The 16,383-nt window shown below is 65.4% G+C and carries 18 protein-coding genes; 9 read left to right on the forward strand and 9 right to left on the reverse strand.

The genetic code is table 11. From position 1 onward, the window contains the following. Window positions 1–55 precede the first annotated feature (55 nt). Window positions 56–904 (reverse strand): PHP domain-containing protein, encoded by an 849-nt coding sequence (locus ASF98_RS01875; RefSeq protein ID WP_055796676.1) that lies wholly within the window; start codon window positions 902–904, stop codon window positions 56–58. An 85-nt stretch (window positions 905–989) separates the two neighbouring features. On the opposite strand from ASF98_RS01875, the gene ASF98_RS01880 reads away from it, so the two are divergent. Beyond that, window positions 990–2,576, forward strand: coding sequence for an aminopeptidase P family protein (locus ASF98_RS01880; protein ID WP_055796679.1), 1,587 nt, complete (start codon window positions 990–992; stop codon window positions 2,574–2,576). Window positions 2,577–2,650: 74 nt separating this feature from the next. Here the strand turns inward: ASF98_RS01880 and ASF98_RS01885 are convergent, their stop codons facing one another. After that, window positions 2,651–3,532: a general stress protein gene (locus ASF98_RS01885; RefSeq protein ID WP_200939275.1), complete on the reverse strand. Its 882-nt coding sequence runs from the start codon at window positions 3,530–3,532 to the stop codon at window positions 2,651–2,653. 76 nt (window positions 3,533–3,608) lie between these two features. Between ASF98_RS01885 and ASF98_RS01890 the strand changes: the two genes are divergently transcribed. Genes ASF98_RS01890 through ASF98_RS01900 form a run of 3 tightly spaced genes read left to right on the forward strand, consistent with a single transcriptional unit; the run spans window position 3,609 to window position 6,728 of the window. Beyond that, entirely contained in the window at window positions 3,609–4,892 is a 1,284-nt protein-coding gene (locus ASF98_RS01890; RefSeq protein ID WP_055796684.1) for a magnesium transporter MgtE N-terminal domain-containing protein, read from the forward strand. After that, window positions 4,873–5,589 carry a DUF1003 domain-containing protein gene (locus ASF98_RS01895; protein ID WP_055796687.1) on the forward strand — a complete coding sequence of 239 codons (717 nt, stop codon included), beginning with the start codon at window positions 4,873–4,875 and terminating at the stop codon, window positions 5,587–5,589. Before ASF98_RS01890 ends, ASF98_RS01895 begins: the two co-directional genes overlap by 20 nt. 11 nt (window positions 5,590–5,600) lie before the next feature. Further along, window positions 5,601–6,728 carry an Mrp/NBP35 family ATP-binding protein gene (locus ASF98_RS01900; protein WP_055796690.1) on the forward strand — a complete coding sequence of 376 codons (1,128 nt, stop codon included), beginning with the start codon at window positions 5,601–5,603 and terminating at the stop codon, window positions 6,726–6,728. Between the two features lie 43 nt (window positions 6,729–6,771). Here ASF98_RS01900 and ASF98_RS01905 read toward each other — a convergent pair whose 3' ends face one another. The 3 genes from ASF98_RS01905 to sigE all read right to left on the reverse strand — a co-directional run bounded on the left by ASF98_RS01905 (window position 6,772) and on the right by sigE (window position 8,969). Continuing rightward, window positions 6,772–7,173 (reverse strand): protein translocase TatA, encoded by a 402-nt coding sequence (locus ASF98_RS01905; RefSeq protein WP_028269426.1) that lies wholly within the window; start codon window positions 7,171–7,173, stop codon window positions 6,772–6,774. Window positions 7,174–7,254: 81 nt separating this feature from the next. Then, window positions 7,255–8,331, reverse strand: coding sequence for a hypothetical protein (locus ASF98_RS01910; RefSeq protein ID WP_055796693.1), 1,077 nt, complete (start codon window positions 8,329–8,331; stop codon window positions 7,255–7,257). Between the two features lie 8 nt (window positions 8,332–8,339). Then, complete coding sequence (sigE, locus tag ASF98_RS01915; RefSeq protein WP_055796695.1) at window positions 8,340–8,969, reverse strand: RNA polymerase sigma factor SigE; 630 nt, start codon at window positions 8,967–8,969, stop codon at window positions 8,340–8,342. A 300-nt stretch (window positions 8,970–9,269) separates the two neighbouring features. Between sigE and ASF98_RS01920 the strand changes: the two genes are divergently transcribed. Continuing rightward, a complete protein-coding gene (locus tag ASF98_RS01920; RefSeq protein WP_055796698.1) occupies window positions 9,270–9,902 on the forward strand; it encodes an O-methyltransferase in 633 nt (210 codons plus the stop codon). Between the two features lie 46 nt (window positions 9,903–9,948). Here the strand turns inward: ASF98_RS01920 and ASF98_RS01925 are convergent, their stop codons facing one another. From ASF98_RS01925 to ASF98_RS01940, 4 genes are all read right to left on the reverse strand, one after another. Then, entirely contained in the window at window positions 9,949–10,116 is a 168-nt protein-coding gene (locus tag ASF98_RS01925) for a DUF3117 domain-containing protein (RefSeq protein WP_009357720.1), read from the reverse strand. Window positions 10,117–10,369: 253 nt separating this feature from the next. Beyond that, window positions 10,370–11,653: a hypothetical protein gene (locus ASF98_RS01930; protein ID WP_156372241.1), complete on the reverse strand. Its 1,284-nt coding sequence runs from the start codon at window positions 11,651–11,653 to the stop codon at window positions 10,370–10,372. Continuing rightward, the gene (locus tag ASF98_RS01935; RefSeq protein WP_055796701.1) at window positions 11,650–12,009 is read right to left on the reverse strand and encodes a DivIVA domain-containing protein; all 360 of its coding nucleotides are present in this window, start codon (window positions 12,007–12,009) and stop codon (window positions 11,650–11,652) included. Before ASF98_RS01935 ends, ASF98_RS01930 begins: the two co-directional genes overlap by 4 nt. A gap of 23 nt (window positions 12,010–12,032) precedes the next feature. Next, window positions 12,033–12,860, reverse strand: a complete 828-nt coding sequence (locus tag ASF98_RS01940; RefSeq protein ID WP_055796704.1) for a TIGR00730 family Rossman fold protein — start codon at window positions 12,858–12,860, stop codon at window positions 12,033–12,035. A 164-nt stretch (window positions 12,861–13,024) separates the two neighbouring features. Between ASF98_RS01940 and ASF98_RS01945 the strand changes: the two genes are divergently transcribed. The 4 genes from ASF98_RS01945 (at window position 13,025) to ASF98_RS01960 (ending at window position 16,319) form a co-directional block, all read left to right on the forward strand. Continuing rightward, complete coding sequence (locus ASF98_RS01945) at window positions 13,025–13,780, forward strand: amino acid ABC transporter ATP-binding protein (protein ID WP_028269433.1); 756 nt, start codon at window positions 13,025–13,027, stop codon at window positions 13,778–13,780. A gap of 69 nt (window positions 13,781–13,849) precedes the next feature. Further along, window positions 13,850–14,737 carry a glutamate ABC transporter substrate-binding protein gene (locus ASF98_RS01950; protein WP_055796707.1) on the forward strand — a complete coding sequence of 296 codons (888 nt, stop codon included), beginning with the start codon at window positions 13,850–13,852 and terminating at the stop codon, window positions 14,735–14,737. 95 nt (window positions 14,738–14,832) lie between these two features. Then, window positions 14,833–15,483 carry an amino acid ABC transporter permease gene (locus tag ASF98_RS01955; protein WP_055796710.1) on the forward strand — a complete coding sequence of 217 codons (651 nt, stop codon included), beginning with the start codon at window positions 14,833–14,835 and terminating at the stop codon, window positions 15,481–15,483. Beyond that, window positions 15,480–16,319, forward strand: coding sequence for an amino acid ABC transporter permease (locus ASF98_RS01960; protein ID WP_055796711.1), 840 nt, complete (start codon window positions 15,480–15,482; stop codon window positions 16,317–16,319). Before ASF98_RS01955 ends, ASF98_RS01960 begins: the two co-directional genes overlap by 4 nt. Window positions 16,320–16,383: the final 64 nt, after the last annotated feature.

A 16,383-nucleotide genomic window follows, 5' to 3' on the forward strand; every position in this document is an offset into this window, starting at 1 on the left:
CACGTCGTCATCCGCCGATTTCACAGCGCTAACTGCCAGTCAGTTGGCATACAGTTCAAGGACGTACGACGGCGGTTCCGGTCGCCTGCTCTTCGATCCTCGCCAAGACCTCGGGCGAGGTCAGGTTCTCGCCCAGCAGGTTCGGCTTGCCGGTGCCGTGGTAGTCGGAGGAGCCCGTGACCAGCAGGCCATGCTCCTCCGCAAGCGCCCGGAGGTAGGCCCGGCCGTCTTCCGGGTTGTCGCGGTGCTCGATCTCCAATCCGGCCAGGCCTGCGTCGATCATTTCCAGGTAGGTGCGCCTGCCCACCACGCGGCCGCGTGCGGACGCCACCGGGTGGGCGAACACCGGCACGCCGCCCGCCGCCCGGACCAGGGCCACGGCGACGGCCGGAGCCGGGGCGTAGTGCTGGACGTAATACCGGGAATGGGAGGTCAGGATCGAGGCGAAGGCTTCGGTCCTGTCCGCGACCACTCCGGCGGCCACCAGGGCGTCGGCGATGTGCGGCCGGCCGAGCGTTGCGCCGGGTGCTACGTGGTGGATGACGTCGTCCCAGCTCAGCGGGTAGTCCTCGGCCAGGAGGGTGACCATGCGTTCGGCCCGGGTGAGGCGCGCGTCCTTGGCCTTGGTGATTTCCTCCAGCAGGCCCGGGTGCGACGGGTCATGGAGATAACTGAGGAGATGGACGCTGATGCCTTCCTCGGTCCGGCAGGACACTTCCATGCCGGGCACGAGCGCAATCCCCTCGGCCCGGGCCGCGAGGGACGCCTCGGCCCAGCCGTCAGTGGAATCGTGGTCGGTCAGGGCCACCACGTCCAGGCCTGCGGCCGCGGCGGACGCCATCACCGCTGCGGGCGCCTCCGTGCCGTCGGAAACGTTCGAGTGCGCATGCAGATCAATCTTCACCTGCCCAGCCTAGTAGATGCCTGCCGTGGGTGGCCGGTGCAGTGTGCGGTGGCCCCGGCCACGCGGCTGGTGAGACGATGGGACCGTGAACGATGCAGACAACACCTACAACGGTGAAACTACAGCCACCCAGCCCCTCGAAGAGCGCGTCAACAACCGCTCGCAGCGGCCCAGCTCCGACGCCTTCAAGGCCTTTATGGCCAGCAACTGGGCGCCCTCGGCACATGAGCTCCCCGATCGGGATGCCGTGGCCGACCACGCCGCGGCCCGGCGTCGCGCCATTTCGGGCCTGTTCAAGGGCGAACGCCTGGTGGTCCCCGCCGGGCCCCTGAAGGTCCGCTCCAATGACTGCGACTACCGTTTCCGCCCCCACTCCGGTTTTGCGCACCTGACCGGCCTGGGCCTGGACCACGAGCCCGACGCCGTGCTCATTCTGGAACCGGTGCCGGAAGGTACGGGCGACGACGGCGGGAACCACCGCGCCACGCTGTACTTCCGGCCCCTGGCCGGCCGGGACACCGAACAGTTCTATGCAGACTCCCGCTCCGGCGAATTCTGGATCGGCGCCCGCCCCACGCTCGCGGAGTTCGAGCGGAGGCTGGGCCTCGCCACGGCGCACATCGACCAGCTCGAACTCGCCATCACCAAGAACGTGGGCGCCCCCGAAATCGGCGGCATTTCCATCCGGCTGGTGCGCAAGGTGGATGACAACATCGACGCCCTCGTGGACACGGCCCGCTACAACACGGCCAAGGACCCGGACAACCTGGACCTGGGCGTGCTGGATGCCCTCGACGAGAAGCTCACGGAAGCCCTCTCCGAGCTCCGCCTGCTCAAGGACCCGTGGGAAATCGAGCAGATGAAAATTGCCGTGGCCGCCACGGTGGAAGGGTTTGCCGAGGTGGTCAAGGCGCTGCCCCGCGCACTGACGCATCAGCGCGGCGAGCGGGTAGTCGAAGGCGCTTTCTTCGCCCGTGCCCGGGAAGAGGGCAACGAGCTCGGCTATGACACGATCGCGGCTTCGGGCAACAACGCCACTGTGCTGCACTGGACGCGGAACACGGGAAAGGTCAACGCCGGCGAACTGCTGCTGCTGGACGCAGGTGTTGAGGCTGATTCCCTCTACACCGCCGACGTCACCCGCACCCTGCCCGCCAACGGCACGTTCAGCGACATCCAGCGGAAGGTGTACGAAGCCGTCCTGGACGCCGCGGACGCCGGCTTCGCCGCAGCCCGCCCCGGCACCAAGTTCCGTGACATCCACACAGCCGCCACCACGGTCCTGGCCGAACGCCTTGCCGAATGGGGCCTGCTGCCCGTGTCCGTCGAGGAGGCCATCAGCACCGAGGGCCAGCAGCACCGCCGCTGGATGCCGCACGGCACCAGCCACCACCTGGGCCTCGACGTGCATGACTGCGCCCAGGCCAAGCGTGAGCTTTACCTGGACGGCGTCCTCACTCCGGGCATGGTGTTCACCATCGAACCCGGCCTGTACTTCAAGAACGAGGATCTCGCGATTCCCGCGGAGTACCGCGGCATCGGCGTCCGGATCGAGGATGACATCCTGATGACGGCCGACGGTCCCGTTAACCTCAGCGCCGCCCTCCCCCGAAAGGCCGACGACGTCGAGTCCTGGATGGCGGGCATCTACCAGGAAGCCGACCACGCGTAGCCCCGGAAAGCCGTAAATCGGAAACACAAAGGCCTCCGTCCGGATCGTCCGGACGGAGGCCTTTGGTGTTCGCGTTATGGCTGCGTGTTGCCCTCGGCGGGCTCATGTTTGGCGCCGCCTTCAGGCGTAGGCGCGTCGGTCACGCGCACCCCGTACTGCGGCCGGCCGTCAGGGAGGTCCGGGTAGCGCACCGCGGGCGTCGGCGCGGCCACGTGCTGGGGGTGTTCCTCGGACGCGGGCTGCGGCCCTTGGCTGACCGCTCCGGATGCCGCATGGGCGCCCGCCGGCGGCTGGTTCCCTGCCTCCGGGGTCCTCTGACCGTAGGGGTCGTTCCAACCCGCGGGCCGCTGGGGCCCCTGCTGCGGGCCGTGCTGGTGCCCGGGCTGCTGGGACGGCTGGTTCTGATAGCCCCCCTGGCCATAGGGAGCAGACCCTGCAGACGCGTCCGACGGGGTCATGGGCAGCTGCTGCAGCATGCGCCGTGCCTCGTGGGAAGCCTCGAAAGCCACCACGACGTCGTAGTTCGTGGCCACCACCTGGCTCGTTGACGTGAAGTCACGCTTCCCGCGCTGCGTTGCGTAGGTGACAATGCCGAAGAGCATAAAGAACGCCGCCCCCATGAGCACCGAGGTCACAATCGAGAAGTAGCCGCCGGTCGGCGAGAAGAAGGACAACATCACGCCGACAAACAAGCCGAACCACATACCGCTCAATGCGCCCGACAGAGCGACCCGGGGGTAGCTCAGCCGCCCGGTGACGCGCTCCACCATTTTCAGGTCGTTGCCCACGATGGACACCAGCTGGACGGGGAACTGCTGGTCCGCGAGGTAGTCCACCGCCTTCTGGGCGTCCAAGTAGGAGGTATACGAACCGACGGTGTCCCCGGCCGGAACCGTGCGGAATTCATCCGGCCCGTTCGGGACACCGGCCTTGGGAGCACCAAAAATGTTTGACATACCTCCATTCTTGCCCATCCGGCTGTGAGCAGGCTGAAATTCAGCTAAAAGAGAGCAGACTCGGTAGCCTGTACAAGTGAGCACAAATCTTTCGCGGGTGTTTGTTGCGCGCCTTCTCGGACTGGATGTCTTCGACCCCCTGGGCGACCGGCTGGGCAGGCTGCGCGATGTCGTGGTGCTCTCCCGCGGCACCCGGGGCGCCCCCCACGTGGTGGGCATCGTGGTGGAAGTACCCGGCAAGAAGCGGGTGTTCGTCCCCATGACCAGGATTACCTCAATCGACCAGACCCAGGTCATCTGCACCGGCCTGGTGAACCTGCGCCGCTTCGAACAGCGCGGCGCCGAAACCCTGGTGGTGGCCGAAATGTTCGACCGCCGCGTGACCCTGGCGGACGGCAGCGGCGACGCCACCATCGAGGACATCGCCATGGACCGGCACCGTTCCGGCGACTGGTTCGTCAGCAAACTGTTCGTGCGCCGCGGCCACTCCCTCTCGCCGCTGAGCCGGCTCCGCCGCAACGAGACCATGATCATCGACTGGGCGGATGCCCTGCAGGGCGCCAGGACGGAGCCCCAGGCCGCCACCCAGTTCGTGGCCACGCACGAGGACCTGAAACCGGCCGACTTCGCCGAAGCGCTGCAGGAGATGAGCGACAAACGCCGCTTCGAAGTGGCCAGCGAACTTCAGGATGAACGGCTCGCCGACGTCCTGCAGGAGATGCCCGAAGGCGACCAGGTGGAAATCCTCTCCGCCCTCGACGTCAACCGCGCCGCCGACGTCCTCGAAGAGATGGATCCGGACGACGCCGCCGACCTCCTCGCCGAACTCCCCTCGGCACAGGCAGAGGAACTGCTCCAGCTCATGGAACCCGAAGGGGCCGAGGACGTCCGGCGCCTCCTGGAGTACGACGAGGACACCGCCGGCGGACTCATGACGCCTGTCCCGGTGATCCTCCCTCCCGAGGCCACGGTGGCCGAAGCCCTGGCCCACGTCCGGCGCGAGGAGCTCTCACCGGCGCTCGCGTCGTCGATCTTCATTGCCCGTCCGCCGCTGGAAACGCCCACAGGGCGGTTCCTTGGCGTGGTCCACATCCAGCAGCTCCTTCGCTACCCGCCGCCCGAACCGCTCGGAAATCTGGTGGACAAGAACCTGGAACCTGTGTCGGACCAGGCCCACATCAGCGAGGTGGCCCGCACCCTGGCCACCTACAACCTGAACTCACTCCCGGTCGTCAACGAGGACGGACGCCTCGTGGGGGCGGTGACTGTTGATGACGTGCTTGACCACCTGCTGCCGGACGACTGGCGCGCCCACGATGATGACGCCCCGATAAGGAAACTTGGAGGCCGCATTGGCTGATCTCAGCTCACCCCGGAACTCCTCCCACCGTCCCGGAGCCAAGACATCCGCTGGCCTGGATACGCCGCTCAGCGGGCGCCAGCGCATTCTTCCCAAGTTTTCGCCGAATCCCGACGCGTTCGGCCACGCCACGGAAGGCTTTGCCCGTTTTATGGGCACGCCGACCTTCCTGGTCTACATGACGATCTTCTGCGTCTTCTGGCTGGTCTGGAATACTTTCGCGCCCGAGGCCTGGCAGTTCGACTCGCAGGCCCTGGGCTACACCCTGCTTACTCTGATGCTGTCGCTCCAGGCCTCCTATGCGGCCCCGCTGCTGCTGTTGGCCCAGAACCGGCAGGATGACCGCGACCGCGTGTCCCTCCAGCAGGACCGGCAGCGCGCTGAACGCAACCTCTCCGACACCGAGTACCTCACCAGGGAGCTGGCCTCCCTGCGCATCGCGCTCCGCGAGGTCGCCACCCGCGACTACGTCCGCGCCGAGCTGCGCAGCCTGCTCGAGGACATGCTGGAGGCGCAGGAGGAACTCCGCACCCATGATCCGTCCGGCGCCGGCAGCCACGAGTCGCCGAAGGACAAACTCAAGGAGAAGCTGAAGGAACGCCGCGACAAACAGCGCAACCCGCGGACCCAGCAGATCCCCAAGGTCAAGCCGGACCACCCTGGCACTCCCGCGCACCTCAATTCCCCCGAAAGCTGAGCACTGACTGCATGAGCACCCCCCTGGCCCAGGCAGTGGACGCTGCACTGGCCACTGTCATCGACCCCGAACTGCGGCGCCCCATCACCGAACTTGGCATGGTGGAGTCCGTGGACATCGCCGACGACGGCCGGGTCCGGCTCGTCGTGCTGCTCACCATTTCCGGTTGTCCGCTGCGCGGCACCATCACCGCAGACTCCGAGGCCGCGCTGTCCGCGGTCCCCGGAGTGACGGCGGTCGACGTCGAGCTCAGAGTGATGACGCAGGAGCAGCGGGACGCGTTGAAGGAAAAACTCCGCGGACCGGGCGGCCAGCGCGGCATCCCGTTCAACCAGCCCGGATCCCTCACGAAGGTGTTTGCTGTTGCCAGCGGCAAGGGCGGGGTGGGCAAGTCCTCCGTCACGGTGAATCTCGCCTGCGCCATGGCTGCCCAGGGGCTGCGCGTCGGCATCATCGACGCCGACGTGTACGGGTTCTCGGTCCCCGCGCTGATGGGCATCGACCAGGCCCCCACCCGCGTGGATGACATGATCCTGCCGCCGGTCGCGTACGGGGTGAAGGTTATTTCCATCGGCATGTTCGTCAAGGGCAACCAGCCGGTGGCGTGGCGCGGGCCGATGCTCCATCGAGCCCTTGAGCAGTTCCTCACCGACGTCTATTTCGGCGACCTGGACGCGCTGTTCCTCGACCTGCCTCCGGGCACGGGGGACATCGCCATCTCCGTGGCGCAGCTGCTTCCGAAGGCGCAGATCCTGGTGGTGACCACACCGCAGGCCGCTGCCGCCGACGTCGCCGAGCGGGCTGGTGCCATCGCCACCCAGACGGGCCAGTCCGTGGCCGGGATTGTGGAGAACATGTCCTACCTGGAAATGCCCGACGGCGGCAGGATGGAACTGTTTGGCAGCGGCGGCGGCGCTGTCCTCGCCGAGCGCCTGACCGCGACCGTCGGCGCGGATGTGCCGCTTTTGGGCCAGATTCCCCTGGATATCCTGTTGCGCGAGGGCGGCGACGCCGGCGAACCGATCGTGCTGGGCCGTCCCGAGACCCCTGCGGCCAGGGCGCTGACGGGGATAGCGGACAAGCTGGCGGCAAGGCCGCGGGGCCTGACGGGTATGAAGCTGGGCCTCCAGCCCCGGTGATGGAGCCTGTCCCCGGGTGATTGGGCCTGTCGAAATCCGGGCCCTACGTGGCCTCGGAATCGAAAGGGGCAGGCTCGCCCTCGGGCAGCCGTTCGATGACGCGCGCCGGCCGCTCTTCCGCATAGGATGCCGCGGAGGCAGAGGCAACGGCCGCGACCGCAGCCGGCGCCCCGGCACTGACAGGCTTGGTGTCGTCGTCGAGCAGGGCTTCCTTGATGATCCGGCGGGGATCGTACTGGCGGGGGTCGTATTTCTTCCAGTCGACCTCGTCGATGTCGATGCCGACTTCGTCCTTGATCTGCTCCCGTGCGCCGGACGCCATCCGGCGGACTTCCTTGACCAGGTTCGCCAGTTTCTGGGTGTATTCAGGCAGCCGGCTGGGGCCGATCACCAGGACCCCGATGATCAGCAGAAGAAGAAACTCCGGACCGTTGATTCCAAACACCTTAGGAAGATTACCCTCTCCGGCACAGTGGTGACGATTCTGACGCGGAGCGCACAGCGGCGGCTGCTCCGGGCGGCCGGCTCATGGCGTAAGAAGCTCCACGATGCGCCCCAGGCCGCGCTGCAGCCTGGCGGGCAGGCCTTCCCCGGCAGGCACGCTTTCCGTGCCGGGCGCGGCGTTGCCGGCCGTTCCGGTCGCGGGGACCTCGGGGCTGCGCATTGAGGTGGTGGAACCCGAGCGAACCAGTTCTGCCACGCCATCATCGGCGGAGTCAGCAGGCAGATCCGAGATGTAGGTGAAGGTCACGCCCGGAGCCTGGTAAATGGCCCGCCACGGGGCAGAAGCATTGATCCATACCGCCCCGCCTGCCGCACTGCCGGCCGCAGCACCCCCAGGCGCACGCACGAATCCGTCGACCTCGGCAGGACGGCCGGTCAGGATGTTCGTGGGCGATGACAGCGGCACGGTTGGTTGTGCGCCGTCAGCGGGTCCCGGCTGCCAGTGCTGTTCGAGGACTGTGGCAAAGTGTGTCCCGTCAGTGAGCCGCAGTTCCAGGACTGCCTGTCCGGCGACGGTTTCATGCCGCGCCCAAAGGACGTGGAACCCCATGTCGCGAAGCTCCGGGCACGACCATCCCTGCGTGCGGAGTCCCTCAAGGTCTGTGGATGTCAGCATGCCGGCGGACCCGGGGGAAGCGCTGCCGGCCGGCGGTTGAAGTCCGAAAGCGGCCTCGTGCTGCCGGGACCACGCTGCAGGGCTGCCATCGGCGACGGGCCGGGGGTCACCGGCCACGAAGTAGGCAGCGCCGGTGACCACTCCGGCCGCGGCCAGGGCCCCGCCCGCTGCCAGGCCCAGTGCGCGGAGCGCCGGGAACCCTGCGGGCGTGCTTCGGCGCACGGCATGGCCGGCGGCCGTACCGCCCGGCGCGGACGCGAGCTGCTGCGTCCTGGCTAACAGCCTGGCAGTGAAGTCCTCGCTTGCAGCGGGGATGGCCGCGCTGCGCAGGCGCTCAAGATACTGGCGCTCACGCCACTGGAGCGACGTGCATTCCGGGCAGGATTCTATGTGCTTTGAGCTGCGGCCGCGCTTGCTGCGCGGCAGGATTCCGCGCGTACAGTTGCCTCCCAGGCCCCGCAGCAGGTTTCTCAGCTGACCCATGGAGCCGATCAGAGGATGCCGGCGATGCGCGGCAGCTTGAGCCGCGGCTTGAGGGATTGCCTGGTCCGGGGATCACGGTGTGCCAGCTTTTCCCGGAGCATGGTGCGGCCGCGGTGGATGCGGGACCGCACGGTTCCGAGCTTGACGCCGAGGGCCTCGGCCACCTCGTCGTAGGACAGGCCCTCAAGGTCACAAAGTACGACGGCGGCCCGGAAGTCAGGCGGCAGTTCTTCGAGGGCGGCCTGCACGTCGAGGTCCAGGTTGTTGAATTCAAAGCTCTGTTCCGGACCGGGCTCGCGGCCTGGCAGCCGCGATTCGGCGTCGTCAGCGAGGGCATCGAAGCGGATGCGGCTCTTGCGCCGCGCCTGGTCCAGGAAGAGGTTGGTGGTGATCCGGTGCAGCCAACCGTCGAGCGTACCGGGCTTGAAGTTCTCCAGCGACCGGAAAACCCGGACGAACACCTCCTGGGTGAGGTCCTCGGCGTCGTACTTGTTGCCGGTTAAGCGGTAGGCAAGGCGGTAGACCTTGGCGGAGTGGTTCGTGACCACTTCCTCCCAGCTTGGCCTGACCCACTCGGTGTCCGGCTGGGCCACTGAATCTTCAATTGCCGGGACAGGTGCCACAACTGATGCTGACATCGTCCACTCCCCTCATGGATGGAACTAACGCCTGGATGGTGCTGACACCAGTGCTTCGGCGCCGATCACCTCCTGGATGAGCGGATTCCAATCATTTCAAAGTTGGCTGGGAATTTCCTGACTATTGCAGGGCTTCAGCCTTGGGCGGAACGCCCCGCGCCTCCGGACCCCGGAACAGGGTGGTTCCCGTCACATCGGCCGGAAGCCACAGCCTGCCGACTCGCCACCTCCGGGCCCGGCACCCCCTGACACAGTACGCTGATAGGAACAATCCCCTTGCCGCCCAGAAAGCGAATCCTCATGAGCGCCGATAAGTCCACGAGCTGGTCCTATGCAGAAGATCTGCCTGCCGAGGATGAAGTACTGCTGCACGCTCGGGAGCGTTCCTTTGAGCTGGGCGTGACTCCGGTGGGACCGGGCGTGGGTGCGGTGCTTACCGTATTGGCTGCGGCATCCAAGGCACAGACAGCGGTGGAAATCGGAACCGGTGCAGGCGTGTCCGGCGTCTGCCTGCTCCGCGGGCTCGGACCCCAGGCGGTCCTGACCACCATCGATGTGGACGTTGAACACCTCAGGGCCGCGCGGGAGGCATTCCAGGAAGCGGGAAGCCCCGCCAACCGCACCCGCACTATTTCCGGCCGCGCCGGCGACGTCCTGCCGCGGCTGACCGACAGCGCGTACGACCTCGTGTTCGTTGACGCGGACAAGCCGGGCATCCCCGGGTACGTCGAACAAGCCGTCCGGCTGCTCAAGCGCGGCGGGCTGCTGATTATCAACGACGCCTTGGACAAGGACCGCGTGGCCAACCCGGCTGCCCGGGATTCCACCACGGTGGTGCTGCGCCAGGTGGGCAAATCCATCCGCGACGACGACCGCCTGGCTTCGGCAATGCTGCCCACCGGCGACGGGCTGCTGGTAGCGGTTAAAAAATAAGGCGGGGCCCGCAGCCTTTACGGCCGCGGACCCCGCCCCAGCAAATCTATTCGGTAACGCCGACGAGGCATTCCTTAAGGTTTGCCGCCTCCGCCGCGTTGAGTTCGACCACAAGCCGCCCCCCGCCTTCGAGCGGCACACGCATAATCAAGCTGCGGCCCTCTTTGGTTACTTCCATAGGGCCGTCGCCGGTGCGTGGTTTCATAGCCGCCATGAGGAAAATCCCCTCCAATAGTCCCAGGACCTACCAGCCCGGGCGGGCTGTGGCCGCGTCGTCAATCAAGCCCCATGGCGGCCTAGCAGCTACCGCCATGACTGAACAGTTGTGAATGCAATTTGTTCATGCTTAACCCCTATTATCCTGTAATTACCCGCCTGTAGCTAATTGATGGATTTTCTTCATCGCTTGGAAAATTGCGGCCGACTGTGCCGTGCGTCATAGTTCCGCGGACCGGCTCACGGACGTCTCACGGCGGATAGTCTCCCCCGCCGGGCAGTTCGGCCCAGGCCCACAGCCAGACGATCCAGACAATCTGGAGCAGCACGAACATGGTGACCACAGTCCCGCGGTAGGCCCGGGATCGGGATAGCAGGGCTGCACCCAAGGCCAGCGGAAACAGCGGCAGCAGCATGCGGAAAGTGCTGGTCTGGGGGTGCAGGAAGACGAGCAGATAGCCCATGTAGCAGACGCACCAGAGCCGCAGCTCAGCACCCAGCGCCACCACGGGCGGGGACGTCATGGCAAGCCCGAAGACGGCGACAAAGACAAAGGGAGCCAGGACACCCAGCACAGGTCCAAAAAGCTGGATCCCGGTGTCGAACCAGGGCTTGAACGGCACGAGGTCGTGGCCGCGCCAGACGGTTTCCGTATTGGTATAGGCGGCCGGATCGCCGGTCACTGCCCACGCGATGGCAGGCCAGATCAGGGCACTGAGACCGCTGACTGCAGCGAGGCCCGCCAACGCCGCGAGGTCCCGACCACTGTGCTGTGCCGCCGGACTGCCCGGGGCGGCGGCACGGTTCCGCAGCCACAGCCGGTACGCGAGCAGCCCGCACACCATCGCTGCGAACGGAACCCCCGTTGGCCTGGAAAGACACATGAGGATCACTACCGGCATGGCCCACAGGTACCGCCGTTGCATCACCAGGAGGAGTGCCGACGCCAGCAGCAGGAGGTTCAGCGATTCGGCATAGGGAACCTGCAGCACGGCGGCGACGGGGAAGGTGGAAAAGAAAACCACTGCCCACATGGCCGTGCGGTGGCCGGTTTTCTGCCGGAAGAGGCAGTACACCACCAGGGCGGCCCCCAGCCCGGATGCCATTGCGATGAATGTGAGGGCCAGTGCGGGGTCCAGGCCAGTCATGGCCGACAACGCCCGCCCCAGCATCGGAAACAGCCCGTAGAAAGCCCAGGCGTTCTCCTGGACGTTTCCGCTTTCGTCCACGGGGAGCTGGCTAGGATATCCGTTCCGGAGCACCTCGCCATACCAGCGGGCATCCCAGATATTGATGAAGTTCCAGTAGTCGGGTTCCGCGGGGAACCACGGGTTGACGCCTTGGTGCAGGGCGGCCGCCATGAAGATACAGGCACTGACGATCCGCGCAGCAACGTAGACGCCTGCCACCTGTGCCCACCACCGCCACGTGCCGGCATGCGCGGCGGCGGACGCAACTTTGGTTCGCACCAGGCCGTTCAGTCCCAGGGTTCGGTCCGGCCCCGCCCGGTCCGCGGAAGTGCCCGGTCTGCTCAAGGCCTGCTCTCCCCCGACTGTGCCGGCGCGCGCAGTTCCGCCCGCAACCGCTCAATTTCGCGGTCCTTGGCGGCCAACTGGTCACGGAGTTCATCCAGCACCTGGTCAACCTGGTCCATGCGGTAGCCTCGCAGGCCCAAAGCAAAACGGATCCGGTCGACGTCGGCCGGTGCGGCGTCGGCAGGAAGCAGCACCGGCGGCAGTGAGGCCACGGGCTCGTCGAATCCGTCCAACAGCGCGGGGCCTCCGGAATGCCGGCGCCGGAATATGCCGGACGTAAAATCTGCTCCGAAGAACAGCGCGGCGCCGATCAGTGCGATGGCGAGGAAGATCAGGAAGAAACTCACAGGATCCATCGTGCCAGACGCCGGCGCGGCCGCTATTCCGGCCGCTGGTTGCCGTTCGGCCCGCCAGTGCCGTTGCCCGTGCCGCTGCCTTGCGGCGGCCGGATGGCACCGTGGATAACGAGGTCCACCGCGTGCGCCGGCTCATCGACTACCTGGATTAGGCCGAGGTCCTTCTCCGAAATCATGCCGTCTTCCACCAGGGTGCCCCTGATCCAGTCGAGCATGGGCCCCCAGAAAGCGGTGCCCAGGAGGACTATGGGGAAGGACGTGACCTTCCGCGTCTGGACCAAAACCATCGCCTCGAAGAGTTCGTCCAGGGTGCCCAGGCCGCCAGGCAGCACAATGAATCCCTGGGCATACTTCACGAACATGGTTTTCCGTGCGAAGAAGTAGCGGAAGTTGATCCCGAGGTCCACCCACTGGTTGAGTCCCTGCTCGAACGGAAGCTCAATACCGAGACCCACGGATACACCGTTGCCCTGGACGGCGCCTTTGTTGGCAGCCTCCATGGAGCCCGGTCCGCCGCCGGTAATGACGGCCACCCCGGCTTCGGCCAGTTTGCGGCCCACCTCAACGCCCAGTTCGTAATAGACGGAGCCCGGCTTGGTGCGTGCGGAGCCGAACACGCTGACGGCAGGCCCGAGGTCCGCGAGCGCACCGAAGCCTTCCACGAACTCACTCTGGATTCTGAGGACCCGCCACGGGTCAGTGTGGACAAACTGGCCGGGCCCCTTCGTGTCCAGCAGGTGCTGGTCCGACATCTCCACTGCCGCCTGCTTTCGACGCAGCTCCAGCGGACCCTTGTGACGGGTGGCAATGGGAGGTACTGGAGTTGGAGAAGGCTGCGGATCGGTACTCATCCACCAAGGCTAGCGCGGTTCTCCAAGCCAGACTGTCCGGCGCGTCCGATCCTGTTGCAGAGGCTACCCGGGGCCCTGACCTGCAGGTATCTCTTGAATCACGATCTGCAGGAAGTTGGAGTGATTGCCGTCATATCCCGCTAATGTTCGCTAGATTCTCTCTTATGACTACTCAAGTGCCCGGCGAAGCTCTCGTCTCCCTGAAAGCCGTGAATAAGCACTACGGCCAGCTGCACGTACTCAAGGACATCAACCTGAACGTCCGCAAGGGCGAAGTTGTTGTGGTCATCGGACCCTCCGGTTCCGGTAAGTCCACACTCTGCCGGGCCATCAACCGCCTGGAGACCATCGACGACGGCAAGATTGCCATCGACGGCAAGGAGCTCCCGGAGGAAGGCAAGGAACTCGCCAAGCTGCGTGCCGACGTCGGCATGGTGTTCCAGTCCTTCAACCTCTTCGCCCACAAAACGATCCTGGAAAACGTCACCCTGGGGCCCATCAAGGTCAAGGGTGTGCCCAAGGCGCAGGCGGACAAGGACGCCATGGCGCTCCTGGAGCGTGTCGGCGTGGGACACCAGGCACCCAAGCTCCCGGCGCAGCTTTCCGGCGGCCAGCAGCAGCGCGTGGCGATTGCCCGGGCCCTTGCCATGAAGCCGAAGGTCATGCTCTTCGATGAGCCCACTTCCGCGCTTGACCCGGAAATGATCAATGAAGTCCTTGACGTCATGATCCAGCTGGCCAAGGAAGGCATGACCATGATCGTGGTCACCCACGAGATGGGCTTCGCCCGCAAAGCCGCCGACCGCGTGGTGTTCATGGCCGACGGCCAGATCGTCGAGGACGCGACGCCTGAGGAGTTCTTCACGAACCCGCAGAGCAACCGCGCCAAGGACTTCCTCTCGAAGCTCCTCACCCACTGATTCCCCGAGACCGCACCTACTCAGTTCGCACCCAGGCCACCACAGTGGCCGCCAATGAAAGGTAATGTCATGAAGGCATTTTTGACCCGACGAAAGTCCTTTGTGGTTGCAGCATCAGCAGCCCTCGCTCTGACATTGAGCGCTTGCGGCGGCGGCGGCACCGGCACCACCAGCAACCCCACGGTCGCCGAGAAGCCCACCTTCGCAGCTGGCAGCACCATGGCGAAGCTCTCCTCTGCCGGCACCATCAAGATCGGCACCAAGTTCGACCAGCCGCTGTTCGGCCAGGTCGGCCTTGACGGCAAGCCCATCGGTTTTGACGTCGAGATGGGCAAGCTGATTGCCGCCAAGCTGGGCATTGCTGCGGACAAGATCGAATGGTCGGAGACTGTCTCGGCCAACCGCGAGCCCTTCATCGAACAGGGCAAGGTGGATCTGGTCATCGCCACGTACACCATCAACGACAAGCGCAAGCAGGTCGTTAGCTTTGCCGGGCCGTACTACGAGGCCGGCCAGGCGCTCATGGTTAACAAGGACAACGACACCATCAAGAAGCCCGAGGACGTCAAGGGCAAGAAGGTCTGTTCCGTGACCGGTTCCACCCCTGCCGGCACCATCGTGGAGAAGTACGGAGCAGAACTCGTTCCCGCAGCCACATACTCTGCCTGCCTCGAACCGCTGCGCAACAAGCAGGTGGAAGCCATCACCACCGACAACGTGATCCTTGCCGGCTTCGTGGACAAGGAACCTGACGCCTTCAAGCTGGCCTCGGATGAGACCTTCACCAAGGAGCCCTACGGCATCGGCCTGAAGAAGGACGACACCGTCTTCCGCAACTGGATCAACGACCAGCTGGAAGAATTCGCGAAGGACGGCTCCTACAAGAAGGCATGGGAAGCCACCGCCGGCGCCGTCATCAAGACGGCTCCGGAACTTCCGGCCATCAACCGTTACTAAGTAACGCCGGCGGTTGCCGGAGTCCGCGTACCGCGCCTCCGGCAACCGCCGCTCCCATCTTCGCTCCCGTCCGCGACACACAGCCAAAGGATGTTATGGACGTCATCATCGAAAACCTGCCACTTTACTGGGAAGGCTTTCTCCGAACCCTGTTCCTGTCCGCCGTGTCCGGAGTCATCGCCCTCCTGCTGGGAACCGTGCTGGCCGCAGCCCGTGTTTCCCCTGTTGCTGCCCTCCGCGGCTTCAGCATGGCCTATGTGGAGATCCTGCGGAACACCCCCCTGACCATTGCTTTCTTCTTTGCCGCGATCGTCCTGCCCCGGCTCGGCGTGAAATTCGAGCAGTTTGAGGTGGCGGCCATCATTGCCCTGAGTGCCTACACTGCGGCCTTCATCGCGGAAGCCGTACGCTCCGGTGTCAACAGCGTTCCCGTCGGCCAGGCCGAAGCAGCACGCAGCATTGGCATGAAATTCGGCCAGGTGCTTTCCCTGATCATTCTCCCGCAGGCACTGCGGACGGTGATCCCGCCGTTGATCAACATCCTGATCGCGCTCGTGAAAAACTCCTCCGTTGCCGGCGCCTTCTTCGTTCTGGAGCTGTTCGGTTACGGCCGCCAGCTGGCCAATTCCAATGGCGACCAGGTCCTGGCCGTTCTCCTCGGAGTGGCATTCTTCTACCTGCTGATCACTGTTCCGCTGGGCATCCTGGCGAGCACCGTCGAACGAAAGGTGGCGATCGCCCGATGAGCTCAGTTCTGTACGACGTCCCGGGGCCAAAGGCCCGCCGGGTCTCACTGATCGGTTCCGTAGTCGGGTCCCTGCTGATCCTTGGCCTGTTGGCGTGGATCGTCAGTACGCTGGCGCAGCAGGGCATCTTCGAGGGACGCCGCTGGGCCATCTTCACCCGCGCGGACGTCTGGACGCTGCTCGGCAACGGCATCGGCGCCACCCTCAGCGCTGCCGCTGTTGCCGCCGTCATTGCGTTCCCTCTGGGACTGTTGGTGTGCCTGCTTCGGATTTCCGACCTCGCCGCGATCCGGATTCCCACCCGGATCGTGCTGGAATTCCTGCGCGGCATGCCAGTGGTCCTGATGATGTTCTTCGTCCTGCTGGTCTTTGGCACCAACCAATTCATCGCAGTGGTGGCCGGCCTGGTCCTCTACAACGCGGCTGTCTTTGCGGAGATTATCCGCGCCGGCATCCAGTCCCTGCCCAAGGGGCAACGTGAAGCTGGCCTGACCATTGGCCTGACAAGTTTCCAGTCCCGCATGATCATTGAGCTGCCGCAGGCCGTCCGCCGGATGATGCCTTCGCTCGTGGCCCAGCTCGTGGTGCTGCTGAAGGATACGTCCCTGGGTTACATCGTCGCGTACGGTGAGCTGCTCCGGGCAGTGCAGGTCATGGCCGACTTCCTGGGAACGCAGTTCCTGTTCCCGATCTTCTTTGTGGCCGCTGCGATCTACATTGCGATCAACATCTGCGTTTCGCGCATCGCAGTCTGGATCGAACGCCGCGGCTCCAAGAAGGCCGCCGGCGGCGTGGCCAAAGCGGAGCCTGAGCCGATTGAAGCCGAAGTGAAATAGCAGTATCGAACGCGAGAACCAGGAAGGCCCTGATCAAAGGATCAGGGCCTTCCTGCTTTGGCAG

Source organism: Arthrobacter sp. Leaf337 (genome assembly GCF_001423745.1).
Taxonomy (GTDB): Bacteria; Actinomycetota; Actinomycetes; order Actinomycetales; family Micrococcaceae; genus Arthrobacter.